Below are 24,713 nucleotides of genomic sequence, written 5' to 3'. Positions count from 1 at the left end.
CCGGCCATGAGCAAAAGAAAGCTTATCCCGTTGCTGATCTACATCCTGTTCCTGCTGGTGCCGATCTACTGGCTGCTGAACATGTCGTTCAAGAGCAACACGGAAATCCTCGGCGGGTTGACGCTGTTTCCGCAGGATTTCACCTGGCACAACTACAAGGTGATTTTCACCGATCCGAGTTGGTACAACGGTTATCTCAACTCGTTGTATTACGTCAGCCTGAACACTGTGATTTCACTGAGCGTGGCGTTGCCAGCGGCCTATGCGTTTTCGCGTTACCGCTTTCTGGGCGACAAGCACTTGTTCTTCTGGTTGCTGACCAACCGCATGGCGCCGCCCGCGGTGTTTCTGCTGCCGTTCTTCCAGTTGTACTCATCGATTGGCCTGTTTGATACACACATTGCCGTGGCACTGGCGCACTGCCTGTTCAACGTGCCGCTGGCGGTGTGGATTCTCGAAGGCTTCATGTCCGGGGTACCGAAGGAAATCGACGAAACCGCTTACATCGACGGCTACAGTTTTCCCAAGTTTTTCGTGAAGATTTTCATCCCGCTGATTGGTTCCGGCATCGGCGTCACGGCGTTTTTCTGCTTCATGTTTTCCTGGGTGGAGCTGCTGCTGGCGCGCACGTTGACCTCGGTAAACGCCAAGCCGATTGCCGCCGTCATGACGCGCACGGTTTCAGCATCGGGCATCGATTGGGGCGTGCTGGCAGCGGCGGGGGTGTTGACCATTCTGCCGGGCATGCTGGTGATCTGGTTTGTTCGCAACCACGTGGCCAAGGGCTTTGCCCTCGGCCGGGTCTGAGGAGCTGATGATGGAATGGATGAGCTGGACGACCCCGACAGCGGGGTTCTTCATCGCCATTGGTCTGCTGCTGGTGGGCATGACCACGTGGGAATTGCGCTCGCCGAGCATTTTGCGGCGAGGTCTTCTACCGATTGCCACCACCCGTGGTGATCGCTTGTTTATCGGTCTTCTCGGCAGCGCCTACCTGCATCTGCTGGTAATCGGCGTCACCGACTGGAGCATCTGGGTCGCGTCCGCGTTGTCCCTGGTGTGGCTGTTGGCTGTGATGCGTTGGGGCTAGTCGAATCGCTCGACAACTTGGCTCCACAACTTAAACAGGAGGTCTCTATGTTCGACAAAAACAATAAGCTGCGACATAGCATTTCATTGGCAGCCATGCTCGCACTCAGCGGTTTGAGCGCAGCCGCCTGGGCCGATGCGTACGAAGACGCGGCGAAAAAGTGGATTGGCAGTGAGTTCAAACCGTCGACCCTGACGGCCGATCAGCAACTCGAAGAGTTGAAGTGGTTCATCAAGGCAGCGGAGCCGTTTCGCGGGATGGAAATCAAGGTCGTTTCCGAGACCCTGACCACTCACGAATACGAGTCGAAAGTGCTGGCCAAGGCCTTCACCGAAATCACCGGGATCAAGCTCACCCACGACCTGCTGCAAGAAGGCGACGTGGTCGAGAAAATGCAGACGGTGATGCAGTCCGACAAGAACATCTATGACGGCTGGGTCAACGACTCGGATTTGATCGGCACGCACTTCCGTTACGGCAAGACTGAATCGATCACCGACCTGATGGCCAACGAAGGCAAAAACTTCACCTCGCCGACCCTCGACATCAAGGACTTCATCGGCATCTCGTTCACCACCGCGCCGGACGGCAAGATCTATCAATTGCCTGATCAACAGTTCGCCAACCTCTACTGGTTCCGCGCCGACTGGTTCGAGCGCGCCGATCTGAAAGCCAAGTTCAAGGAAAAGTACGGCTACGAATTGGGCGTGCCGGTGAACTGGTCAGCCTATGAAGACATCGCCAAATTCTTCAGCGAGGACGTCAAGGAAATCGACGGCAAACGCATTTACGGGCACATGGACTACGGCAAGAAAGACCCGTCGCTGGGTTGGCGTTTCACCGATGCCTGGTTCTCCATGGCCGGTGGCGGCGACAAGGGTCTGCCCAACGGTTTGCCGGTGGACGAGTGGGGCATTCGTGTCGAGGATTGCCACCCGGTCGGCTCCAGCGTGACCCGTGGCGGCGACACCAACGGTCCGGCGGCAGTGTTTGCCACGCAGAAATACGTCGATTGGCTCAAGGCTTACGCGCCACCGGAAGCGGCGGGCATGACCTTCTCCGAGTCCGGCCCGGTGCCGTCGCAGGGCAACATTGCTCAGCAGATTTTCTGGTACACCGCGTTCACCGCCGACATGACCAAGCCAGGCCTGCCGGTGATGAACGCCGACGGTACGCCGAAATGGCGCATGGCACCGTCGCCACGCGGGCCGTATTGGGAGCAGGGCATGAAGCTCGGCTATCAGGACGTGGGATCGTGGACGTTCATGAAGTCCACACCTGAGAAACAGAAACTCGCGGCGTGGTTGTACGCGCAGTTCGTCACCTCGAAAACCGTGTCGCTGAAGAAAACCATCGTTGGCCTGACGCCGATTCGCGAGTCGGATATCAACTCGCAGGCGATGACCGATCTGGCGCCGAAACTCGGTGGTCTGGTCGAGTTCTACCGCAGCCCGGCCCGCGTGCAATGGACCCCGACCGGGACCAATGTGCCGGATTATCCGCGTCTGGCGCAGTTGTGGTGGAGCCATATCGCCGAAGCGGCGAGCGGCGAGAAGACTCCGCAACAGGCGTTGGATGGCTTGGCCAAGGATCAGGACGCGATCATGACGCGCCTCGAACGCTCCAAAGCCCAGGCAGTGTGCGCGCCGAAAATGAACCCGGAACGCGATGCGCAATACTGGTTCGATCAACCGGGCGCACCGAAACCGAAACTGGCCAACGAGAAGCCGCAGGGCGAGACCGTGAGCTACAACGAACTGCTCAAGTCGTGGGCGGATGCGCGCAAGTGATATTGGAAATGTGAAAGGCAAACGGCACCGCAAGGTGCCGTTTTTTATGGGGCCCAACCTACCGCCATCGCTTGCAGGCAAGCTCCCACAGGTTTCAGCGGTGCTGATAAAACCTGGGAACAGTCGAGATCACTGTGGGAGCTGGCTTGCCAGCGATTGCTTTCTGATATTCAACATTGATATCGACTGACCCACCGCCATCGCTGGCAAGCCAGCTCCCACAGGTTTCTGTGGTGATCACAAATTCCGCATGCACCGCAAATCACTGTAGGAGCGAGCCTGCTCGCGATAGCGGTGTGTCAGACAACAAAGATATCGACTGACCCACCGCCATCGCTGGCAAGCCAGCTCCCACAGGTTTCTGTGGTGCCCTCAAATTCCGCATGCACCGCAAATCACTGTAGGAGTGAGCCTGCTCGCGATAGCGGTGTGTCAGACAACAAAGATATCGACTGACCCTCCGCCATCGCTGGCAAGCCAGCTCCCACAAGTTTCTGTGGTGCCTTCAAATTCTGCATTCACCGCAAATCACTGTAGGAGTGAGCCTGCTCGCGATAGCGGTGTGTCAGACAACAAAGATATCGACTGACCCACCGCCATCGCTGGCAAGCCAGCTCCCACAAGTTTCTGTGGTGCCTTCAAATTCTGCATTCACCGCAAATCACTGTAGGAGTGAGCCTGCTCGCGATAGCGGTGTGTCAGACAACAAAGATATCGACTGACCCACCGCATTCGCGAGCAGGCTCACTCCTACAGGTTTCAGCGGTGCTGACAAAACCTGGGAACACCCGAAATCACTGTGGGAGCTGGCTTGCCAGCGATTGCTGTCTCACATTCAATATTGATATCGACTGACCCACCGCAGTCGCGAGCAAGCCAAGCTCACAGAGCTCTGGAGCATTGGGTTAGACCAGGACAGCCAAATCCGTGTACTGAGCAACTAAAGGATCAGCGGTAAGCAGTTTCATCGGTTCGGTCACTGCTGTGGCCACAATAATGCGGTCAAACGGATCGCGATGATGGTGCTCAAGATCCTTCACGGCGATGGCGTGCTCTGCAGTCACTGGGAGTTCGATAAAGCCACTGTCGAGACAATATTGGCGGACTTCTTCCAGATCAACTTTAAGCTTGCCGAGCCCGACCTTGATCGCCATTTCCCAGAAGGTGGCGGCGCTGATGTAGATTTCGGCGGCGTTCTCAATCAGTTTTCTGGCTTTGCCGGACAGTCTGGCATCATCACTGAGCGTCCAGAGCAAAATGTGCGTGTCGAGCAGAAGCCTCATGCTTGAGTGCCCTCGAATGCATCAAGCATGTCATCGGGCAATGGTGAGTCGAAATTGTCGGGCAACACCAGTTTGCCTTTCATTGCGCCAATACGTTGAGCGCTGGGTTTTCCTACGGGAACGAGGCGAGCCATCGGCCGGCCATGCTTGGCAATCGTGATGACTTGGCCAGCAGCGGCATCATCGACGAGTTTGGATAAATTGTTTTTGGCTTCAGCCAGCGGAACGATGATCATCAGCTCACCCCTGTATTCTGGACAAATATAGCCAGAATATTTCAGCGCTGCCAATCCATAAACTTCTTCAGCCCATTCGCAAACGATATCCCTGTTCATTTTTTGCCTCTCGTCGATATTCCATCTGCCAAGGCCTCCACCATAAAGCTATCTACTCAAAACTGGCTGTAGGACAAAACGGAGGTTGCGGCGAGAGCTTTCGGTGTTTGTGTGGGGTGGGAGCAAATCGGTAAAAAATCGTACAAAGATATCGACTGACCCACCGCCGTCGCTGGCAAGCCAGCTCCCACAGGTTTCTGTGGTGCCCTCAAATTCTGCATCCACCGCAAATCACTGTAGGAGCGAGCCTGCTCGCGATAGCGGTGTGTCAGACAACAAAGATATCGACTGACCCACCGCATTCGCGAGCAGGCTCACTCCTACAGGTTTCAGCGGTGCTGACCAAACCTGGGAACACCCGAAATCACTGTGGGAGCTGGCTTGCCAGCGATGGGGCCATGGGTGTCGCCGCAGGAAACCCAAGCCTGAACACGGTCATCGCCCCCGGCAAACTTTTAACGTCCGCTACACCCTGATGCAGGCTCATGATCGAGCGCACGATCGCCAACCCCAGCCCAGTGCTGCCCTGTGAACGCGAACGACTGCTGTCGACCCGATAGAAACGGTCGAACAGATGCGGCAGATGCTGTGCCTCGATTCCCGCGCCGGGGTTGCTGACCAGCAGTGAGGTCTGCGTCGCGCCTTGTTCAATCAGCAACGTCACGGTTTTCCCGCCAGGGCAATGCCGCAAAGCGTTGGACAGCAAATTCGAAATCGCCCGCTGAATCATCAATCGATCCCCGAGCACTGAGGCACTCCCCACCACATTCAAACGAATCTGCTTGTCCTGCGCCGACAACGAAAACATCTCGGCGACTTTCGCCGCTTCAACCTCCAGCGCCACCGACTCAAACGGTGCCAGCGCCGACGGATGACTGACCTGCGCCAGAAACAACATGTCCGACACAATCCGCGCCACGCGCTCCAGCTCCTCGGTGCACGACACCAGCACATCTTTGTACTCATCCACCGAGCGTTCGCGCGACAGCGTTACCTGCGCCTTGCCCATCAAGTTGTTGATCGGTGTGCGCAACTCATGGGCCAGATCATCGGAGAACTGTGACAACTGCTGCACGCCCGCATCGAGCCGGTGCAGCATGAAGTTGATGCCCTGTGCCAGTTCGCTCAATTCCTGCGGCATGTTCACCACAGACAAGCGATGATCCAGGTCTTGCGTGGAGACCATCGCCGCCACTTTGCGAAATTCACGCATCGGCGCCAACCCGCGCTGCACGGCGCCCCATGCGGTCAGGCCGATGAACACCAGCAGCAACGGCAAGGCAATCAGCGTCGAGCGCAGATACGCGCTGAGCAAGGCTTGATCGTGGGCGTTATCGATCGATAACAGCACCGGCACGCTGCTGCCATCCTTGAGGCGAATCAGCTTCGACACGGTGAGGAATTTCGCCCCCTCGGCGTCGGTGCTCTCTGAATAAGCCAATTGATCGGTGGTTGCCCGCACGGCTTTCAATTCGACCCGCGGGTCGCTCAATCCGCTGCCTGACTTGAGCAGCGGCGAGCGCTGATTGACGCGGTCGTAAATCGTCAGCGTGAGGTTGTCGTGGCCCATCACCTGATCAAGCAAGATGTGCGGTTTGCCCGTGACTTCGTTGGCGTCAACGTACAACGCGAGGCTGTGTTCGACCTGCTCCATCTTCTTTTCCAGACTGTCTCTGGAAAGCGCATTCAGCTCATGGGTCAGGGCGAAATAGGCGAGGATCGCCAAAAACACCACCAGCAGCGCGCCGAGAATACTCACCGTCAAACCCAGGCGCATCGACAGGCTGGCCGGCTTCATTCCCGCGCCTCCAGCACATAGCCGACACCGCGCAGGGTGTGGATCAGTTTGTTATCGAACGGGTCGTCGATTTTTGCCCGCAGACGCCGGATGGAGACCTCCACGACGTTAGTGTCGCAGTCGAAATTCATGTCCCACACCAGCGAGATAATCTGCGTACGGGTCAGCACCTCGCCGGACTGGCGCATCAGCAGGTGCAGCAAGGCGAATTCCTTTGTGGTCAGGTCGATGCGCTGTTCGCCACGAAACGCGCGGTGGCGCCCCGGATCAAGCTCCAGATCAGCGACTTTCAGCACCTGCGGCACCGGAATATTTTCGCTGCGGCGCATCAAGGTACGCACTCGCGCCAACAGTTCGGGAAATTCAAAAGGCTTGACCAGATAATCGTCGGCGCCCAGATCGAGGCCGCGAATCTTGTCGGCCAGACGCCCGCGTGCGGTGAGCATCATCACCCGCGTTGAATGGGTTCGACGGAGTTGTTCCAGCACGCCCCAACCATCGAGTTCCGGTAAGTTCACATCGAGAATCACCAGGTCGTACGCTTGTTGTTGCGCCAGATGCAAACCATCCGCGCCAGTGGCCGCGTGGTCAACGATATAACCACTTTCGGTCAAACCCTGATGCAAGTATTCGGCAGCTTTAAGCTCGTCCTCGACGACAAGGATTCGCATGATCAATCACCACTTTCATTGAATGGAAAAGTAATTAAGGTGACCGGGAAAGTTGTTGTTTTTGTAAGGTCTTCCGGGCAGGCGCGATTAACGACTAACGGTTTTTCTGACGGATATTTCTCCGTTTGCAGGCGTGCACGGTAAAGGCTGAAGTGGCTACAGAGTCAACCTGAGACGTGCGAGGTGAGGCTCTAAAGTGGCTATCTGCGACAGCCTGTCGCAGCTCGGCAGGCGTTTGCACACGACCTTCCTGCTCGGGCAAGTGCTGTTCAGCAGATAACTAATGCGCATTTGTTTCCATGTATTGCAGTGACTGTATTCGTACTTCGCATCCTAGAACAAAACAACTTGGCGGAACCGTGGATAACGGATTTGTAATGTTCCAGTCACCTTGTCGATAAGTTCAAAACCCTACCGTGGCGGCATCGAAAAATCCTCAATGAAGGAAGTCTTCCATTGCCCGGTTCAAGACAACTGACGGCGCGATCACGCCTGAAAAAAGCAGCCAGCGGCATTCTGTTGCTGGCCAGTACCAGCCTCGCGAGCGCCTCCACCCTGACCCTCGATCAGGCCCTGCAAACGGCCTTCGCCGGCAACCCGGATCTGGCCGCTGCACAATGGGAAATCGGCATCGCCGAGGGCGACCGCCAACAGGCTGGCCTGATCCCCAATCCCGAAGTCTCGTGGGAGGCTGAAGACACCCGCCGCAACTCGCGCACCACCACGGTGATGCTCAGCCAGCCGATCGAACTGGGCGGCAAACGCGGTGCGCGCATTGACGTCGCCAGCCGTGCGCAGGACGCCGCCGGCATCGAGCTTGAGCGCAAACGCAACGCCTTGCGCGCCGATGTGATTCAGGCGTTCAACAGCGCCCAGACCGCGCAGCAACGCTTGCAGTTGTCGCGCCAATCCATGCAACTGGCCGAACACGGTTTGCGCGTGGCGCAAGGGCGGATCGAGGCCGGCAAGTCTTCCCCGGTCGAGGGCACGCGGGCGCAAGTGCAACTCTCCGAGGTGCGCCTGGAGTTGAGCCGCGCCGAACGCGATCAGGCCAACGCCTATCAGCAATTGGCGCAGGTCATGGGCGCGCCGTTACCGACCTCGACCACGGTGCAAACCGCCACACAAAACCTCATCAACGTGCCGCCGCCAAACCGGCTGCTTGAGCGTCTGAACCAGACCGCCGAGCTGCGTCTGGCGCAGTTGCAGATCGATCAGCGCGAAGCCTCTTTAGGCCTGGAAAAATCCCAGCGCATTCCCGATCTCACCGTGAGCATTGGCAGCCAATACAGCGAAACCGAGCGCGAGCGGGTCAACGTGGTCGGGCTGTCGATGCCGATTCCGCTGTTCAACCGCAATCAGGGCAACGTGCTGGCGGCGGCGCGGCGCAGCGATCAGGCGCGGGATCTGCGCAACGCCACCGAGCTGCGCTTGCGCACGGAAATCCAGACCACGCTGGCGCAATGGCAGACCGCTAATGGCGAAGTCAGCGCGTTCAACCAGACCATCCTGCCCGCCGCGCAGAGCGCCGTTGAAAGCGCCACCCGTGGGTTTGAAATGGGCAAGTTCGGCTTCCTCGATGTGCTCGACGCGCAACGCACGTTGATCAGCGCTCGTAGCCAATACATCCAGGCCGTCAGCGAAGCGACCGACGCCCGCGTACGTATCGAACGGATCTTCGGCGACCTCGCCGTCAGCCCTTGAATTTCACTTTTCAAATCACTGCGCGCAGGTTCGGCGCAGAGGAGTTTCCATGGATAAAAAACTGATCGTGGTCGCTGCGGCGACGCTGGCATTGGGCATCGGCATCGGCTCGATGTGGCCGGGCAATGGCGCCATCGACGCGCACGCCGATGAGGCCTCGGAACATGCCGATCACGCGGATCACGCCGAGGAGGGCGCCGCTGCCGAAGGCGAGCATGCCGAGGAAGGGCACATCGAATTGAGTGCCGAGCAGGTCACTGCGGCTGGTATTCAATTGGCTCAAGCGCGGGCGCAGACCATCAGTCTCGGCCTGCCGTTTCCCGGCGAAGTACGCTTCGACGAAGACCGCACCGCCCACATCGTGCCGCGTGTGCCCGGCGTGGTCGAGTCGGTAGCGGTCAACCTCGGCCAAGCGGTGAAGAAGGGCCAGTTGCTGGCCGTCATCGCCAGTCAGCAGATCTCCGATCAGCGCAGCGAACAGGCGGCCGCGCAACGCCGTTTGGTCTTGGCGCGCACTACCTACGAACGTGAGAAGAAACTCTGGCAAGACAAGATCTCCGCCGAGCAGGATTTCCTCCAGGCGCGCCAGGCGCTGGAAGAAGCCGAAATCGCCGTGAACAACGCTCGGCAAAAAATCAGCGTGCTCAGCGGCAGTGTCGTCGCCACCGGTGGCAATCGCTATGAATTGCGTGCGCCGTTTGACGGCGTTGTCGTGGAAAAACACCTGACGCCGGGCGAGGTGGTTGATGAAACCAGCGCGGCTTTCACGCTTTCGGATCTGTCGCGAGTCTGGGTGACTTTCGGCGTTTCGCCCAAGGATTTGAACAAGGTGCAGGTAGGCAAAGCGGTCACCGTCAGCGCCCCGGAATTGAATGCGCACGTTACCGGCAGCGTGGCTTACGTTGGCAGGTTGCTCGGCGAACAAACCCGCACCGCGACCGTTCGCGTCACTCTGGAGAACCCGCAGGGTTCATGGCGTCCGGGGCTTTTCGTCACCGCGCTGGTGGCCACCGACAGCCGTCAGGCGAAAGTCGCCGTGCCGGAAGCCGCGATCCAGACCGTCGAGGACAAACCCACGGTCTTCGTGCGTACCGACGACGGCTTCGAGACGCGAGCCGTGGAGCTGGGTAGCCGCGCGGATGGTTTTGTGGAAATCACCCAAGGGTTGGACGCCGGCGCACAAGTCGCCAGCGCCGGCAGCTTCGTCCTCAAATCGGAACTGGGCAAAGCTTCGGCCGAGCACAGTCATTGAAAAGCACGCTGAAGACTCTCACTGATCCCGGAAGGCCCTCATGTTCGAACGCCTGATCCAGTTTGCCATCGAGCAGCGCATCATCGTGCTGCTCGCCGTTCTGCTCATGGCCGGCCTCGGCATCGCCAGTTATCAAAAACTGCCGATCGATGCCGTGCCTGACATCACTAACGTCCAGGTGCAAATCAACACCGGCGCGGCGGGTTTTTCGCCGCTGGAAACCGAGCAGCGCATCACCTTCCCGATTGAAACCGCGATGGCCGGTTTGCCGGCGCTGGAGCAGACGCGTTCGCTGTCGCGCTCCGGGCTGTCGCAGGTCACGGTGATCTTCAAGGACGGCACTGACTTGTTCTTTGCCCGCCAATTGGTCAACGAACGTTTGCAGATCGCCAAGGAGCAATTGCCCGAAGGCGCGGAAGCGGTCATGGGGCCGATTTCCACCGGCCTCGGCGAGATTTTCCTGTGGACGGTCGAGGCCAGGGAAGGCGCGCTGAAGGATGACGGCACGCCCTACACGCCGACTGATTTGCGGGTGATTCAGGACTGGATCATCAAGCCGCAATTGCGCAACGTGCCGGGCGTCGCCGAGATCAACACCATCGGTGGTTTTGCCAAGGAATATCAGATTGCGCCGGACCCGAAACGCCTGGCCGCGTACAAGCTCACCCTCACCGATCTGGTCACCGCGCTGGAGCGCAACAACGCCAACGTCGGCGCCGGTTACATCGAGCGCAGCGGCGAACAATTGCTGATCCGTGCGCCGGGGCAAGTGGCGAGCACCGAGGACATCGCCAACATCGTCATGGCCAATGTCGACGGCACGCCGATCCGCATCAAGAATGTCGCCAACGTAGACATCGGCCGTGAACTGCGCAGCGGCGCCGCCACTGAAAATGGCCGCGAAGTGGTGCTCGGTACGGTGTTCATGCTGATCGGCGAAAACAGCCGCAAGGTCTCGCAAGCGGTCGCCAGCAAGCTCGAACAGATCAACAAATCCTTACCGCAAGGCGTCGTCGCCGTGCCGGTTTACGACCGCACGCACCTGGTCGACAAAGCCATCGCCACGGTGAAGAAGAACCTCATCGAAGGCGCGATTCTGGTGATCGCGATTCTGTTCCTGTTCCTCGGCAACATCCGCGCGGCACTGATTACCGCGATGGTGATTCCGCTGTCGATGCTGTTCACCTTCACCGGCATGTTCAGCAACAAGGTCAGCGCCAATCTGATGAGCCTTGGCGCGCTCGACTTCGGCATCATCGTCGATGGCGCGGTGGTGATCGTCGAAAACACCCTGCGCCGGCTCGCTCACGCGCAGCAGCATCACGGGCGATTGTTGACCCGAGCCGAGCGTTTCAGAGAGGTGTTTGCGGCGGCGAAAGAAGCGCGGCGACCGCTGATTTTCGGTCAGTTGATCATCATGGTCGTGTACTTGCCGATCTTCGCTCTCAGTGGCGTCGAAGGGAAAATGTTCCACCCGATGGCGTTCACCGTGGTGATCGCATTGTTGGGCGCCATGTTGCTTTCGGTGACCTTCGTACCGGCGGCTATTGCGCTGTTCGTGACCGGCAAGGTCAAGGAAGAAGAGGGCGCAGTGATGCGCGGCGCGCGTCGCGTTTATGCCCCGGCGCTGGCCTGGGTGATGTCCCATCGAGCCGTTGCCGTGGGCGCAGCGTTGGGCGTGATTGTGCTCAGCGGCGCGCTCGCCAGCCGCATGGGCAGCGAGTTTGTACCGAGCCTCAGTGAGGGCGATTTCGCCCTGCAAGCCATGCGCGTACCGGGCACCAGCCTGACCCAATCAGTCGATATGCAGCAGCGGCTGGAGACCTTGATTCTGGCAAAAGTCCCTGAAGTCGAGCGTGTGTTCGCCCGTACCGGCACCGCGGAAATCGCCTCCGACCCGATGCCGCCGAACATCTCCGACAGCTACGTGATGCTCAAGCCCAAGGATCAGTGGCCAGACCCGGGCAAGTCCCGCGAAACCCTGATGGCCGAACTGCAAGCCGCCGCCGCGTTGCTGCCGGGCAGCAACTATGAACTGTCGCAGCCGATTCAGTTGCGCTTCAACGAACTGATCTCCGGCGTGCGCAGCGATGTCGCGGTGAAGGTGTTCGGCGATGACATGGACGTACTCAACGCCACGGCCGCAAAGATTGCTGCGGCCATGCAAAAGGTCAACGGCGCGTCTGAAGTCAAAGTCGAGCAGACCACCGGGCTGCCGGTGTTGACCATCAACATCGATCGCGACAAGGCCGCGCGCTATGGGCTCAACGTTGGCGATGTGCAGGACACGATTGCGGTCGCAGTGGGCGGGCGCAAGGCGGGAACGTTGTATGAAGGGGATCGGCGTTTCGACATGGTGGTGCGTTTGTCCGATGCCATGCGCAAGGATATCGATGGGCTCTCAGCGCTGTTGATTCCGGTACCTGCACTGGTGAACGGCGACGCGGGGCAGATAGGTTTTATCGCCCTCAAGGAAGTCGCCAGCCTCGATCTGGTGCTCGGGCCGAACCAGGTCAGCCGCGAAAACGGCAAGCGCCTGGTGATCGTCAGCGCCAACGTGCGTGGGCGCGATATCGGTTCGTTCGTGAGTGAAGCAGGCGCAGTGATTGAGCGCGACGTGCAAGTGCCGGCCGGTTATTGGACGAGTTGGGGCGGGCAGTTCGAGCAACTGCAATCGGCGGCCAAGCGTTTGCAAATCGTCGTGCCGGTGGCGTTGCTGCTGGTGTTCGGGTTGTTGTTCATGATGTTCAACAATCTGAAGGATGGTTTGCTGGTGTTTACCGGGATTCCATTTGCGTTGACTGGCGGGGTCATGGCGCTGTGGTTGCGGGATATTCCGCTGTCGATCTCGGCGGGCGTCGGGTTTATCGCGTTGTCCGGTGTGGCGGTGCTCAACGGCTTGGTGATGATCGCGTTTATCCGCAATCTGCGCGAGGAGGGGCGCTCTCTCACGGATGCGATCAACATCGGTGCGTTGACGCGACTGCGGCCAGTGTTGATGACGGCGTTGGTGGCGTCGCTGGGCTTTATCCCGATGGCCCTGGCGACGGGCACGGGTGCAGAAGTGCAGCGCCCGCTGGCGACGGTGGTCATCGGCGGAATCCTGTCGTCAACCATCCTCACACTGCTGATCTTGCCGGCCCTCTACCAACTCGCCCATCGCCGCGATGAGGACCCAACTTCAGCCTGACTGTGAACACCCCCCTCACCTGACTGTGAACACAATCCTGTGGTGAGGGGATTTGTGTGGCGAGGGGATTTATCCCCGTTGGACTGCGCAGCAGTCCCCTGCTTTTTCAAAAGAGAGGGGCCGCTACGCAGCCCAACGGGGATAAATCCCCTCGCCACTGGTTATTCCTTCAGCCTGAAAACCTCTTGAGCGCTTTTCAGTTTAGCCACATAACGGATATGTAATTTCCACGCCACCGTCACGCAAGGTTCGGCTTGTTACCTTGATCCCGTCAGTTACTTAAACGAGGAATCAAAGATGAAATTTGCCCAAATCAGTGCTTTTACAGCCGCTCTGGCGATGTCGTCCCTGGCCATGGCCGAAGGCGGCGGTGACCGCACCTTCGAGAAAATGATGAGCGCCAACGACCGCTCTGTAGAGCTGTTTGTCGCTAAGGAAAACGCTGCTGGCAATCCGGTCGTCGTCAATGAAAAGAAAGACGACAAGACTCAAGACCTGTAAACGCGTCGTGCTGGAACAAGCCTGTCATCGCGCATCGATGCCGGGCTTTTTTATGGAGGAGCAAACATGAAGATGATCAAGTTGATGACCCTCGCCGGCGTCATGGCGATGTCTACGAATGTATTGGCGGAGGGCGGTGGTGACCGCACGTTCGACCGCGCTTTTAGCGCCAACGCCAAAGCGATGGAGCAATACGCCGCCAACCAGGGTAAAGCGCCGCCGGTTGTGAGGGATTACGAGTACGGGATGAAGCTGGACGTGGTGAAAATAGTCAGCGTCGTGAAGCCCCAGCCAGCCTGCGCGGTCGTCCCTACGGCCATGACCTACGAAGATTCGAACGGGCAGCTCAACACCCTCAAATACAGCGTGGCGGGTGTCTGCCGCAACAGCGGAAGCTGATGACTCACATGCTTCGCGAACCCGCCACGATCACAACGTGGTTCTGTGTAGGAGCTGCCGAAGGCTGCGATCTTTTGATCTGGTTTTTTAACAAGCCAAAGTCAAAAGATCGCAGCCTTCGGCAGCTCCTACCGGGAGGGATTTCGATATCACGATGTGTATTTAAATTCGGGATGTTTAATTGTGTAGGTCAATTGCAGAACCTTCCCACAATGTTTTCAGGTTGTCCGTCGGACGTCGGCTCTCTAGTGTGTGGATGTCGCTGCCAAATCAGCGATCGGGATTGGAACCCCGCTGTTCAACTGAAAGCAAAAGCATCTTTCATGACGTATGCTTGCGCACCTTGATGGTGTGCACTCCGTTATGGCGGCTGTGCGCGGGAGACTTCGAGTCTGTCGGGTTTTGCTCAGTTGCCCGGGTTCCAACCTGCGTACAGCTGCCACCCCTTCGCGTGGAACCGAATGGGTCAGCTCCACCGTCAAGCTGAGTGAAAATTTTATGAAAAAGCCAACACCCAATCCGCCTGAAACAACCGTTCCAGCGGACGCCAATACAACATCCCCCTACGTCTCCGCCGACATTCGAAAACTCCACAAAGCCGCCGACCGCGCCCTGGATTTTTACCTCAAACCGTCGGCCGCCATCATGTCCGCGCCCTACACCCCCAACCAGATGTTCCTGGCCAATCCCAAAGCCGACACCGAATCCCTGCTGGCCAACGCCTGCGAGTCCCTGGCCTCGGCCTCCGTCATGCTCGGCGACTTCGCCGCGCTGCTGGAAGGCACGCATCGCAAGACAATTCTGGGCATCGCCCAGGTTGTGATGCTCGGCGAACTGGCGGTGAACAGGGCGCTGGATAACGTCGAGCCCACCGCATAATCGTGTGGGAGCGAGCCTGCTCGCGAAAGCGGTGAGTCAGACAACAATGGTGTTGACTGTGCCGACGTCTTCGCGAGCAGGCTCGCTCCCACAGGTTTTGGTGTTGCGTTGAAGTCCGGGCATAAAAAAGGCGCCCCGAAGGACGCCAAAAGATTCACCTTTTACCAAAGGAGCAAGGAGCTTCTAAAGGTGAATGTGTTTTGCTCGTGAATTCAGAGAATTGCCAGCGGGTATTCGACAATCACCCGCACCTCATCCAGGTCCGATTCAAACGCCATGGCGCGGGTCGTGGCCTGGCGCAAGCGCAGCGACAGGTCTTTCATCGAGCCGCTTTGCACCACGTATTTGACTTCGACATCGCGCTCCCAACGCTTCTGGTCGGTCAGCGGATTACCCTCGGCATCGCGGCGCATGTACACGGCGTTGGCGTTGGAGTAATCGGCGTCGGTGCCGCGCGCATAACGGGTCATGAAGGACAGGCCTGGTACGCCGAAAGTGGTCATGTCGAGGTCGTAGCGCACCATCCACGAACGTTCTTTTGGCGAGTTGAAATCGCTGTACTGGATGGAGTTGTCGAGGAAGATCGAGTCGGACTGGCGCAGGTAATCGAAATCGTCGTTACCGTTGTTGCGCTGGTGAGAGAGGGCGACGGAATGCGCGCCGAGTTTCACGCCGACACGGCCGCTCCAGATGTTGTTGTCGAACTCGCCGAGCAGTTGTTTGCCTTCGTCGACAGCCTTGTAGTAATTCAATCCGCCAAACAGCGACAGGTCATCCGCGAGTGGGTATGTCCACGCGGTGCCGGCGTAGTACTGGTTCCAGGCATCCTTGAGACGACTGGAGTACAGGCTGAAGCTGAGGTTTTTGTTGAGCGCATAGTCGCCGCCACCGTAAGCGATCCACGGCGAATTGACCGGGCCGGCATAGAAGGTCGCGAAGTTCTCGCGCATGTCGCTGGACACCGGTTGGCTCATCGCGTGCAGTCGACCGCCCTGAACCGATAGACCTTCAATACTGGTGTTGGTCGCCGTCACGCCGCGAAAGCTTTCCGGCAGCAAGCGCGAATCGCCAGCGGCAACCACCGGGTTGGCCGGGAACACATCGCCAACTTTGACCACCGTATCGAATGCGCGCACTTTGGCCGCGCCACCAAACTTGGTGTATTCGTCCCGCGCTTTGCCGTCGCTGTTGACCGGCAGCACATCGAACGAACTGCGCCCGCCGTTGCGCCCGTCACCGGTATCAAGCTTCAAGCCGATCATGGCAAACGCATCAACACCAACCCCAACGGTGCCTTGAGTAAACCCGGATTCGAACTTGCTGATCACCGCATGCGCCCACGCTTCGGAATAGCCGTTACCGGTAGGGCTGGACTGGCCGTTGCGGTGATCACGATTGAAGTAGAAGTTACGGTTGAGCACCGTCAGGCTGCTGCCTTCGACAAAGCCTTCAGGCTTGTCTTCTGCAAACACCATGGACGGCCCGGAGCCGACCATCACTGCTAAGGCGGCTATCGACATTTTTGTATTGTTAACCATCAAACACTCCTTGGGTTCGGCAGAACGGGAACGTGCTTCGGCGTGGGTTTTATTGTTCGACGGGCAGGCGCCCGCCGGCATTGGTCGCCGGGTCACATCGTTGCAAGCTGCGGATAACGCCAAGGTGATGGGGCAATTACAATTTCGTCATGTGGTAGATGGATTGAGTGAGCGCCACACAAAACTGTGGGAGCGAGCCTGCTCGCGAAAGCGGAGTTTCAGGCATTCAAGATGGTGGATGTGCTGCCGCCTTCTTCGGAACGCTGCCCGGAGCAGGCTCGCTCCCACAGTGGTCCGGATGATTCTGATAGATCAAATGTGAGCGGATGTGCCTTTTTACCTTTCGAAGGTATCCAGCAAGCTGTGTGATAGAGAGGAATCAATTTCGTCGGGACGCGTAAATTTGCCCTTCATGGTGCCGATCCGTTTTACACGGGTCTTCTCCAAGGTGATTTTTCCTTGGCGCTCTTCGTTTAACGCATCAAGGCCATCCATCAATTCTGAATAAACATCCCGCTTCATGGTTCGTGGATCTCCACTTGATAGGTGATCCTCAAATTTAACCGCAATCACCTTCTGCCGAATGTCAGCCATTGCTCGATACTTTGCAGGAAAATTCTTAAAAAGGTGAGAGTGTGAAGACCAAGAAAGCGTAGCGAGCGATCATCTGGACGCGCTGGCGCAGTCTGCTGATATTGAACCCTACAAACGCGAAGGCGGCACCTGAGGGTGCCGCCTTTTTATAAAGTTCTGCGAGGGCAAGAGTACTTTAGTTGCGTTGTCATCTGTTATCTAAAGCTATCTCTTTTCTATTGATAACTTTTTCGTTAACGATACGGCGTACAACCGGTGCAGAAGGTTTTTCTGGTGGTGTAGGTCTTGTCGAATTTTGTGGCTTAGGCCGATCATTAGTAGCTTTCATTTCTGGTCCCTATTGGCGCCGCCGTTAACATCGTCGTACGTTCTTCTAGAAGATGGAGCAGTCGGTTTCACAGGAGCTTGGGGCAAAGGTTTTTTTCACTTGATGTTGGCTTACTGGATTCGCTCAATTCTTCTGCCCCTTTATCAAGAAGTATATTTTCAAGGATTATAGTCCTTTTTTTCAAATCTGCTACGTCTTCGGCTTTTGAATCATTCAGCAACTGCTTTCTCAAGTCGAATATCTGATCGCCCACGTACGTATCTTTTATTGCAAAATTCTTCCTGGGCGAGGAGGTATCCATGTCAAAAAGGACAAACAGCAAGCTACCGATAGCGAGAGGAATGCAGGCCATCAGAAAAGTTGAAATGGATTTGAAAACCCACCGTGATCGCTCTTCATTGACTAAAGCATTGTGTGTGGAGCAACTGATGTAGGTGTTTGAAATGAAGCTTGCAGTTTCTTTGTCAGGATCGATCAAAGGTATTTGTTCGTGCTGCGATACCTGTGAGTTATATTTGCCAAGTTCAATGTTGTATTCTGTTTGGCTGTCGTAATATTCTTTTATTTTTTCTGCGTATGGCATTCTGTTGAATTCAGATCCGCTAAAGGCTCTGAAGTTGAAGTATGTTGAGATGGTTGAAATTGTCAGGGTTAAACTTACGAGAAAGGAAATGATATATGCAATTTCGGGGTTGAAGGTGAAATCCAAAAAACGAGCTAGGTAGATGGTTGCGGAAGCTAGCGCAAATATCGCAGTGAAAATTATTTGAGTTTTTATCGAGATGCTGTTTTTTATCTCTTCTTCGTATGCATACATTTTTTCATATGTGGTGTGGATGTTGTCAGTGTTCAATATGGTTTCCTTGTGCCCTGTTGGTCGGCAAGTACTTTCAATGTGCCTTCGAGTTTTCGCTTTGCCCCACACATACACAATAGCTCCAACAGCCGGATGCGGACTGTAGGACGAAACCGATAATTGAGCGGGAGCTTTCTGGGCGTTCAGCAGGAAGGGCAGGGCATCAGTAAAAGATCCCACAAAAACAAAAACGGCACCCGAAGGTGCCGTTTTTGTTTGTAGCCCGTCGAGCTATCAGCCCGCCAGACCCGCCTGCTGAACCAGTGTCAGCAATGGCTGCGGGTAAACACCCAAGAAGAACGCAACCAGGGCGATTGCCAGCAGCATCACGCCGCCTGCCTTCTGTTCCCAGTGCAGCTGGGCGTCGTGGCGACGCAGGTTTGGCTCGATCAGGTACAGGGTGACCATCACGCGCAGGTAGTAGAAGACGCCGATGGCGCTGCCCAGAACCAGCGAACCGACCAGCCACCATTGGTGCGATTCGACACCGGTAGCGATGATGTAGAACTTGCCGATGAAGCCTGCGGTCAGCGGGATACCGGCCAGCGACAGCATCATCACGGTCAGAACGGCGGTCAGGTACGGACGGCGCCAGAACAGGCCGCGATACTCGTACAGGGCATCTGCGTCACGGCCGTTGTACGGCGAGGACATTAGAGTGATCACGCCGAACGCGCCAAGGCTGGTGATCACGTAGGTGACCAGGTAGACGCCGATGGCTTCCACCGCCAGACCCTTGCTCGCCACCAGCGCGATCAGCAGGTAGCCGAAGTGCGCGATGGACGAGTAACCGAGCAGACGCTTGAGGTTGCTCTGGGTCAGGGCCAGCAGGTTACCGAACAGGATCGAGGCGATAGCGATGACGGTCAGCACGTCGCTCAGTACGCCACTGCTTGCGGCAGGCGAGATCTGGAACAGACGCACCATCACCGCAAACACTGCCACCTTCGAAGCGGTCGCGAGGAACGCAGCCACCGGTGCCGGAGCACCTTCGTAGACGTCCGGCGTCCACAGGTGGAACGGTACCAGCGACAGCTTGAACGCCAGACCGATCAGCATCATGCCCAGGCCCAGTTGGGCCAGCGGGCTTGGCAGACCGGTAGCCGCCAGGGCCTGACCGATACCGGTGAAGCTCAGCGAACCGGCGTCTGCGTACAGCAGCGCCATACCGAACAGCAGGAACGCGGAACCGGCGGCCGACAGCACCATGTACTTGATGCCGGCTTCCAGCGAACGCTTGTTGAAGAAGGCGTAAGCCACCAGACCGTAAACCGGTACCGAGAGCAGTTCCAGACCGATGAACAAACCGGCCAGGTGCTGCGCGCTGACCAGAACCAGACCACCGGCGGCGGCCATCAGGATCAGCAGGTAGAGTTCTTCACGGTTGCCCGGGTAACCCGATCCGCCATCGCCCAGATAGGCGTGGGCGAGGGTGACGCAAGCGAGGGTGGCGACCAGGATCAACGCCATGTACAGGCAAGCGAAGGTGTCAATTTGCAGCAGTGGCGTCACGGCCAGAGGCGCGACTTTCAGGGCTGGCAGGATCGACAGCAAGGCCAGGTTCAGACCGGCGACCGAGATCAGAAAGGTCTGCGAGTGGTTGCGGCGCCAGGCGATTGCCAGCATCACCACGATAATGGTGAGGCTGGTGATCAACAGTGGCGCAAGCGCAATAAAGTGTTGAATCGTGAATTCCATAGCGCTCTTACCGGGCCGAAGCGAGTTGAGTGAAGGCGGTGCCGAGCCACTGCTGCACGCCATGCATCGTGGCGGCAGAAGTGTCGAGGAACGGTTGCGGGTAAACGCCGAGGTAAATCAGCAGTACCGCAAGGCCCAGCACCATGATCAGTTCGCGAGCGTCCATGCCGTGCAGGATCGAATCCGATTTCGACGGACCGAAGTAGGCACGGTGGATCATGATCAGCGAGTAGACCGAACCGAACACCAGACCGGACGTGGCAATCGCAGTGATCCAAGGAGCGCTGGCGAAAGTGCCGATCAGAATCAGGAACTCGCCGACAAAGTTACCGGTACCCGGCAGACCCAACGACGCGGCTGCAAAGAACAGGCTGATCGCCGGCAGGTAAGCGATACGCGACCACAGACCGCCCATCTCACGCATGTCACGAGTATGCAGACGCTCGTACAACTGACCGCTGAGGATAAACAGTGCGGCTGCCGACACGCCGTGCGCGAGCATCTGGATCACTGCACCTTGCAGGGCCAGTTGGCTGCCGGAGTAGATGCCGATCAACACGAAACCCATGTGGGAAACGGAAGAGAAGGCGATCAGACGCTTGATGTCGGTTTGCGCGAAAGCGAGGAACGCACCGTAGAAGATCCCGATCAGACCGAGGGTCATGGCGATCGGCGCGAACTCGGCCGAGGCGTTCGGGAACAGCGGCAGAGCGAAACGCAGCAGACCGTAAGCAGCGGTTTTCAGCAAGATACCGGCGAGGTCGACGGAACCTGCTGTCGGCGCCTGGGCGTGCGCATCAGGCAACCACGAGTGAAACGGTACGACTGGCAGCTTGACCGCGAAGGCGATGAAGAAGCCGAGCATCAGAATGTACTCGGTGGTCATCGACATCTTGGTTTTCAACAGGTCGGCGTAGTTGAAGGTAATCACGCCAGTGTTGTTGAAGTTGACCAGTACCAGACCGAGGATCGCCACCAGCATGATCAGGCCGGAAGCCTGCGTGAAGATGAAGAACTTGGTCGCTGCGTAGATCCGGGTTTTCTTGCCGTCCGAAGAACTGTGACCCCAGAGCGCGATGAGGAAGTACATCGGCACCAGCATCATTTCCCAGAAGAAGAAGAACATGAACAGGTCGAGGGCGAGGAACACGCCGACAACGCCGCCCAGGATCCACATCAGGTTCAGGTGGAAGAAGCCAACGTGACGTTGAATCTCTTTCCACGAGCAGAGTACCGAGAGGATACCCAGCAGACCGGTCAGCAGGATCATCAACAGCGACAGGCCGTCTAGGGCCAGATGCACGTTGATGCCGAAGCGCTGGATCCAGACATGCTTGAACTCAAGCGCCCAGGTCGGATCGGCGCCAGGCGCCGGAGCAAATGAATAGTCACCGTGGGCCCACAGCCAGAGGCCGAGGGCGAGTTCCAGGGTCATGGTCAACAGCGCAATCCAGCGGGGGAGGGTAGCGCCGAAGCGCTCACCCATCCAGCACAGCAGGCCGCCGATGAAGGGGATCAGGATTAGCCAAGGCAGAATCATGACGGGCTCGTTTCCTTTCGCAAATTCGCAAGGTTCATATCAGACCGCTACCAGCACGATGGCGCCAATAACCAGCACGGCACCAGCAGCCATCGAAGCAGCGTACCAACGCAGTTGACCGGTCTCGGTGCGGCTCAGGGCAGTGTGACCACCCTTGGCCATACGCGGGATCAGACCGATGGTCTGGTCGAGCGGGTCTTTGCGCAGGATGTGGCTGATCGCAAGGTAAGGCTTGACGAACAGTTTGTCGTAGATCCAGTCGAAGCCCCAGGCAGCGAACCACCAGGCCGAAAGGAAACGGCCAATGCCGCTGTTGGCGATAGCTGTGACGAAGCGACGCTTGCCGAGGAACAGCAGCGCTGCCAGCAGGATACCGGCCAGGGCGATGGCGCCCGAAGCGATTTCCAGACTGTGCTTGGCTTCGCCGCCGGCATGGCCAACGCTTTCCGGCAGTACGCCGTGCAGCGGTGGAACGATCATGGCGCCGACGAAAGTCGACAGTACGATCAGCACCGACAGGGGCAGCCAGTGAGCGATGCCGTGACCGGCGTGGGCTTCAGTCTTGGCTTCACCGTGGAACGTGATGAAGATCAGGCGGAAGGTGTACAGCGAAGTCATGAATGCGCCGACCAGACCTGCGTAAAGCAGACCGTGGTTGCCGCTGGCAAACGCTTCCCAAAGGATTTCGTCCTTGGAGTAGAAGCCTGCGGTGACCAGTGGCAGGGCAGACAGTGCCGCGCCGCCGACGATGAAGCTGGCGTAGGCCAGTGGCAGTTTCTTCCACAGACCGCCCATCTTGAAGATGTTCTGCTCGTGGTGGCAGGCAACGATCACCGCACCGGAAGCAAGGAACAGCAGGGCCTTGAAGAAGGCGTGGGTCATCAGGTGGAAAATCGCGCCATCCCATGCACCAACGCCCAACGCCAGGAACATGTAGCCGATCTGGCTCATGGTCGAGTAGGCGAGGATACGTTTGATGTCGGTTTGTACCAGTGCCGCGAAACCTGCCAGAACCAGCGTCACACCACCCACGATGCCGACCAGGTGCAGAATTTCCGGCGCCAGGGTGAACAGACCGTGGGTACGGGCGATCAGGTAGACACCCGCGGTCACCATGGTTGCGGCGTGGATCAGTGCCGACACCGGGGTCGGGCCAGCCATCGCGTCCGCGAGCCAGGTTTGCAGTGGCAGTTGTGCCGATTTACCGACCGCACCACCCAGCAGCATCAGGGTCGCCAGGGTGATCCAGAAGTCGCCGACCTGGAATTTCTGCGGTGCCAGCACCAGCAGTTCCTGGATGTTCAACGTGCCCACTTGCTGGAACAGGATGAACAGGCCGATGGCCATGAACACGTCGCCGATCCGGGTCACGATGAAGGCTTTGAGTGCGGCGTTACCGTTGTTGCGGTTGCTGTAGTAGAAACCGATCAACAGGTAAGAGCACAGGCCCACGCCTTCCCAGCCGAAGTACAGGAACAACAGGTTATCGCCGAGTACCAGGAACAGCATGCTGGCGATAAACAGGTTGGTGTACGAGAAGAAGCGCGAGTAACCCGCTTCGCCGCGCATGTACCAGGACGCGAACAGGTGGATCAGGAAGCCGACACCGACCACCACGCCGAGCATGGTGATCGACAGGCCGTCGACGTAGAGGGCGAAGTCAGGCTTGAAGCCTTCTACCGCCATCCACTTCCACAGCACCAGGGTGTAGTGACCGCCTTCGGGTGGCGCGACGTTGAATTGCCAGATGACGTAGGCGGCGACAATCGCCGACAAGCCAATGGAACCCACGCCGATCAGCGCCGAGAGGTTTTCCGACCAGCGTCCACGGGAGAACGACAGCAGCAGGAAACCGATCAGAGGGAATACGAAAGTCAGAAAGATCAGGTTCATCCGCGCATCTCACTGGCAGCGTCGATATCGAGCGTGTGGAAGCGGCGATACAGTTGCAGCAGGATCGCCAGACCAATACTGGCCTCGGCGGCTGCAAGGCTGATCACCAGGATGAACATGATCTGTCCATCCGGCTGGCCCCAACGGGCGCCCGCAACAATGAACGCCAGTGCAGAGGCGTTCATCATCACTTCCAGACTCATCAACACGAACAAAATGTTGCGGCGGACCATCAGGCCGACCAGACCAAGGCAGAACAGGATGCCGGCGACGGCCAATCCATGTTCGAGAGGGATAGCAGGCATGACTTACTCCTTCGCCTCGTTACGGCCCAAATGGAACGCCGTGACGGCTGCAGCAAGCAGCAACATCGAGGCGAGTTCGACCACCAGCAGGTACGGGCCGAACAGGCTGATGCCCACGGCTTTCGCGTCTACGGTGGTGTGGCCGATGGCCTGGCCGCTCTGGTGAGCGAACAGCACATACAGCAGTTCGGCCAGCAGCAGCGCGGCAAGAATCACCGGCCCTGCCCAGATACCGGGCTTGAGCCAGGCGCGTTCTTGCTGAACCGCGGCGGGGCCGAGGTTGAGCATCATCACCACGAACACGAACAGCACCATGATGGCGCCGGCGTAGGCGATCACTTCCAGCACGCCGGCGAACGGCGCGCCGAGTGCGAAGAAGGTCATGGCCACAGCGATCAACGAGATGATCAGGTAGAGCAGGGCGTGCACAGGGTTGGTGTTGGTGACCACACGTAGCGTGGCCACAACAGCGATACCCGATGCGAAATAGAAAGCGAATTCCATCGTTCTTCCTTAAGGCAGCAAGCTCTTCACGTTGATCGGTTCGGCTTCGTTCTGTGCGGAGCCTTTCGGCTTGCCAGCGATTGCCATACCTGCAACACGATAGAAGTTGTAATCAGGGTTTTTGCCGGGGCCGGAGATCAACAGATCTTCTTTCTCGTACACCAGGTCCTGACGTTTGAACTCGGCCATCTCGAAATCCGGTGTCAGCTGGATTGCGGTGGTCGGACAGGCTTCCTCGCAGAGACCGCAGAAAATGCAGCGCGAGAAGTTGATACGGAAGAAGTCCGGGTACCAGCGACCGTCTTCGGTTTCAGCTTTCTGCAGCGAGATGCAACCCACCGGGCAAGCCACGGCGCACAGGTTGCAGGCTACGCAACGCTCTTCGCCGTCGGGGTCGCGGGTCAGGACGATACGACCACGGTAGCGTGGTGGCAGGTAGACCGCTTCTTCCGGGTATTGCAGGGTGTCACGCTTGCGGAAGCCATGGCCGAAGACCATGACCAGGCTGCGCAACTGGGTACCAGTACCCTTAACGATGTCGCCAATATATTTGAACATGGGTCAA

General features: G+C 57.9%; 23 protein-coding genes. 9 read left to right on the top strand and 14 right to left on the bottom strand.

What is annotated here, in order from left to right; all coding sequences use genetic code 11:
• Positions 1–6: 6 nt before the first annotated feature.
• Genes JFT91_RS15805 through JFT91_RS15795 form a run of 3 tightly spaced genes read left to right on the top strand, consistent with a single transcriptional unit; the run spans position 7 to position 2,880 of the window.
• On the top strand, positions 7–807 hold the full coding sequence (locus tag JFT91_RS15805; protein ID WP_201204626.1) for a carbohydrate ABC transporter permease: 801 nt from the start codon (positions 7–9) through the stop codon (positions 805–807).
• A gap of 10 nt (positions 808–817) precedes the next feature.
• Entirely contained in the window at positions 818–1,090 is a 273-nt protein-coding gene (locus tag JFT91_RS15800) for a DUF2160 domain-containing protein (RefSeq protein ID WP_201204624.1), read from the top strand.
• Between the two features lie 47 nt (positions 1,091–1,137).
• Positions 1,138–2,880: an ABC transporter substrate-binding protein gene (locus JFT91_RS15795; protein ID WP_201204622.1), complete on the top strand. Its 1,743-nt coding sequence runs from the start codon at positions 1,138–1,140 to the stop codon at positions 2,878–2,880.
• Positions 2,881–3,785: 905 nt separating this feature from the next.
• Here JFT91_RS15795 and JFT91_RS15790 read toward each other — a convergent pair.
• The 4 genes from JFT91_RS15790 to JFT91_RS15775 form a co-directional block, all read right to left on the bottom strand.
• Positions 3,786–4,163 (bottom strand): type II toxin-antitoxin system VapC family toxin, encoded by a 378-nt coding sequence (locus tag JFT91_RS15790; protein WP_201232969.1) that lies wholly within the window; start codon positions 4,161–4,163, stop codon positions 3,786–3,788.
• The gene (locus tag JFT91_RS15785; RefSeq protein ID WP_242489282.1) at positions 4,160–4,498 is read right to left on the bottom strand and encodes a type II toxin-antitoxin system Phd/YefM family antitoxin; all 339 of its coding nucleotides are present in this window, start codon (positions 4,496–4,498) and stop codon (positions 4,160–4,162) included. Before JFT91_RS15785 ends, JFT91_RS15790 begins: the two co-directional genes overlap by 4 nt.
• A gap of 364 nt (positions 4,499–4,862) precedes the next feature.
• Positions 4,863–6,296 (bottom strand): heavy metal sensor histidine kinase, encoded by a 1,434-nt coding sequence (locus JFT91_RS15780; RefSeq protein ID WP_201232967.1) that lies wholly within the window; start codon positions 6,294–6,296, stop codon positions 4,863–4,865.
• A complete protein-coding gene (locus JFT91_RS15775) occupies positions 6,293–6,967 on the bottom strand; it encodes a heavy metal response regulator transcription factor (protein WP_086794596.1) in 675 nt (224 codons plus the stop codon). The genes JFT91_RS15780 and JFT91_RS15775 overlap by 4 nt, the downstream gene beginning before the upstream one ends.
• Before the next feature lie 456 nt (positions 6,968–7,423).
• Here JFT91_RS15775 and JFT91_RS15770 point away from each other — a divergent pair, with 456 nt between their 5' ends.
• The 6 genes from JFT91_RS15770 (at position 7,424) to JFT91_RS15745 (ending at position 14,892) form a co-directional block, all read left to right on the top strand.
• Positions 7,424–8,671, top strand: coding sequence for a TolC family protein (locus tag JFT91_RS15770; RefSeq protein WP_201232965.1), 1,248 nt, complete (start codon positions 7,424–7,426; stop codon positions 8,669–8,671).
• A 49-nt stretch (positions 8,672–8,720) separates the two neighbouring features.
• Positions 8,721–9,923: an efflux RND transporter periplasmic adaptor subunit gene (locus JFT91_RS15765; RefSeq protein ID WP_201232963.1), complete on the top strand. Its 1,203-nt coding sequence runs from the start codon at positions 8,721–8,723 to the stop codon at positions 9,921–9,923.
• A gap of 40 nt (positions 9,924–9,963) precedes the next feature.
• The gene (locus JFT91_RS15760) at positions 9,964–13,113 is read left to right on the top strand and encodes a CusA/CzcA family heavy metal efflux RND transporter (RefSeq protein WP_201232961.1); all 3,150 of its coding nucleotides are present in this window, start codon (positions 9,964–9,966) and stop codon (positions 13,111–13,113) included.
• A 297-nt stretch (positions 13,114–13,410) separates the two neighbouring features.
• Entirely contained in the window at positions 13,411–13,614 is a 204-nt protein-coding gene (locus JFT91_RS15755; RefSeq protein WP_201204611.1) for a co-regulatory protein PtrA N-terminal domain-containing protein, read from the top strand.
• 66 nt (positions 13,615–13,680) lie between these two features.
• Positions 13,681–14,013, top strand: coding sequence for a DUF2790 domain-containing protein (locus JFT91_RS15750; RefSeq protein WP_201232959.1), 333 nt, complete (start codon positions 13,681–13,683; stop codon positions 14,011–14,013).
• 498 nt (positions 14,014–14,511) lie between these two features.
• Positions 14,512–14,892 carry a DUF6124 family protein gene (locus tag JFT91_RS15745; RefSeq protein ID WP_201232957.1) on the top strand — a complete coding sequence of 127 codons (381 nt, stop codon included), beginning with the start codon at positions 14,512–14,514 and terminating at the stop codon, positions 14,890–14,892.
• A gap of 212 nt (positions 14,893–15,104) precedes the next feature.
• On the opposite strand, the gene JFT91_RS15740 is transcribed toward JFT91_RS15745, so the two are convergent.
• The 10 genes from JFT91_RS15740 to nuoI all read right to left on the bottom strand — a co-directional run bounded on the left by JFT91_RS15740 (position 15,105) and on the right by nuoI (position 24,706).
• Complete coding sequence (locus JFT91_RS15740; RefSeq protein WP_201232956.1) at positions 15,105–16,430, bottom strand: OprD family porin; 1,326 nt, start codon at positions 16,428–16,430, stop codon at positions 15,105–15,107.
• Between the two features lie 336 nt (positions 16,431–16,766).
• Positions 16,767–17,024, bottom strand: coding sequence for a hypothetical protein (locus JFT91_RS15735; protein WP_242489281.1), 258 nt, complete (start codon positions 17,022–17,024; stop codon positions 16,767–16,769).
• Between the two features lie 187 nt (positions 17,025–17,211).
• A complete protein-coding gene (locus tag JFT91_RS15730) occupies positions 17,212–17,352 on the bottom strand; it encodes a hypothetical protein (protein WP_201232955.1) in 141 nt (46 codons plus the stop codon).
• A gap of 67 nt (positions 17,353–17,419) precedes the next feature.
• Positions 17,420–18,205, bottom strand: a complete 786-nt coding sequence (locus tag JFT91_RS15725; protein WP_201232954.1) for a hypothetical protein — start codon at positions 18,203–18,205, stop codon at positions 17,420–17,422.
• 237 nt (positions 18,206–18,442) lie between these two features.
• The gene (gene nuoN, locus JFT91_RS15720; protein WP_201226377.1) at positions 18,443–19,906 is read right to left on the bottom strand and encodes an NADH-quinone oxidoreductase subunit NuoN; all 1,464 of its coding nucleotides are present in this window, start codon (positions 19,904–19,906) and stop codon (positions 18,443–18,445) included.
• A gap of 7 nt (positions 19,907–19,913) precedes the next feature.
• Positions 19,914–21,446, bottom strand: coding sequence for an NADH-quinone oxidoreductase subunit M (gene nuoM, locus JFT91_RS15715; protein WP_064117787.1), 1,533 nt, complete (start codon positions 21,444–21,446; stop codon positions 19,914–19,916).
• Between the two features lie 39 nt (positions 21,447–21,485).
• Positions 21,486–23,339 (bottom strand): NADH-quinone oxidoreductase subunit L, encoded by a 1,854-nt coding sequence (nuoL, locus tag JFT91_RS15710; RefSeq protein WP_201226376.1) that lies wholly within the window; start codon positions 23,337–23,339, stop codon positions 21,486–21,488.
• On the bottom strand, positions 23,336–23,644 hold the full coding sequence (gene nuoK / locus JFT91_RS15705; protein ID WP_003223790.1) for an NADH-quinone oxidoreductase subunit NuoK: 309 nt from the start codon (positions 23,642–23,644) through the stop codon (positions 23,336–23,338). The genes nuoL and nuoK overlap by 4 nt, the downstream gene beginning before the upstream one ends.
• A 3-nt stretch (positions 23,645–23,647) precedes the next feature.
• Positions 23,648–24,148, bottom strand: a complete 501-nt coding sequence (gene nuoJ / locus JFT91_RS15700) for an NADH-quinone oxidoreductase subunit J (RefSeq protein ID WP_095189666.1) — start codon at positions 24,146–24,148, stop codon at positions 23,648–23,650.
• Between the two features lie 9 nt (positions 24,149–24,157).
• Positions 24,158–24,706 (bottom strand): NADH-quinone oxidoreductase subunit NuoI, encoded by a 549-nt coding sequence (gene nuoI, locus JFT91_RS15695; RefSeq protein ID WP_007920177.1) that lies wholly within the window; start codon positions 24,704–24,706, stop codon positions 24,158–24,160.
• Positions 24,707–24,713: the final 7 nt, after the last annotated feature.

The sequence above is a fragment of the Pseudomonas sp. TH08 genome (genome assembly GCF_016651275.1).
Lineage (GTDB): Bacteria > Pseudomonadota > Gammaproteobacteria > Pseudomonadales > Pseudomonadaceae > Aquipseudomonas.
The sequence above is the reverse complement of the archived record's forward strand: the minus strand, read 5'-3'. Positions and strand labels throughout refer to the sequence as shown.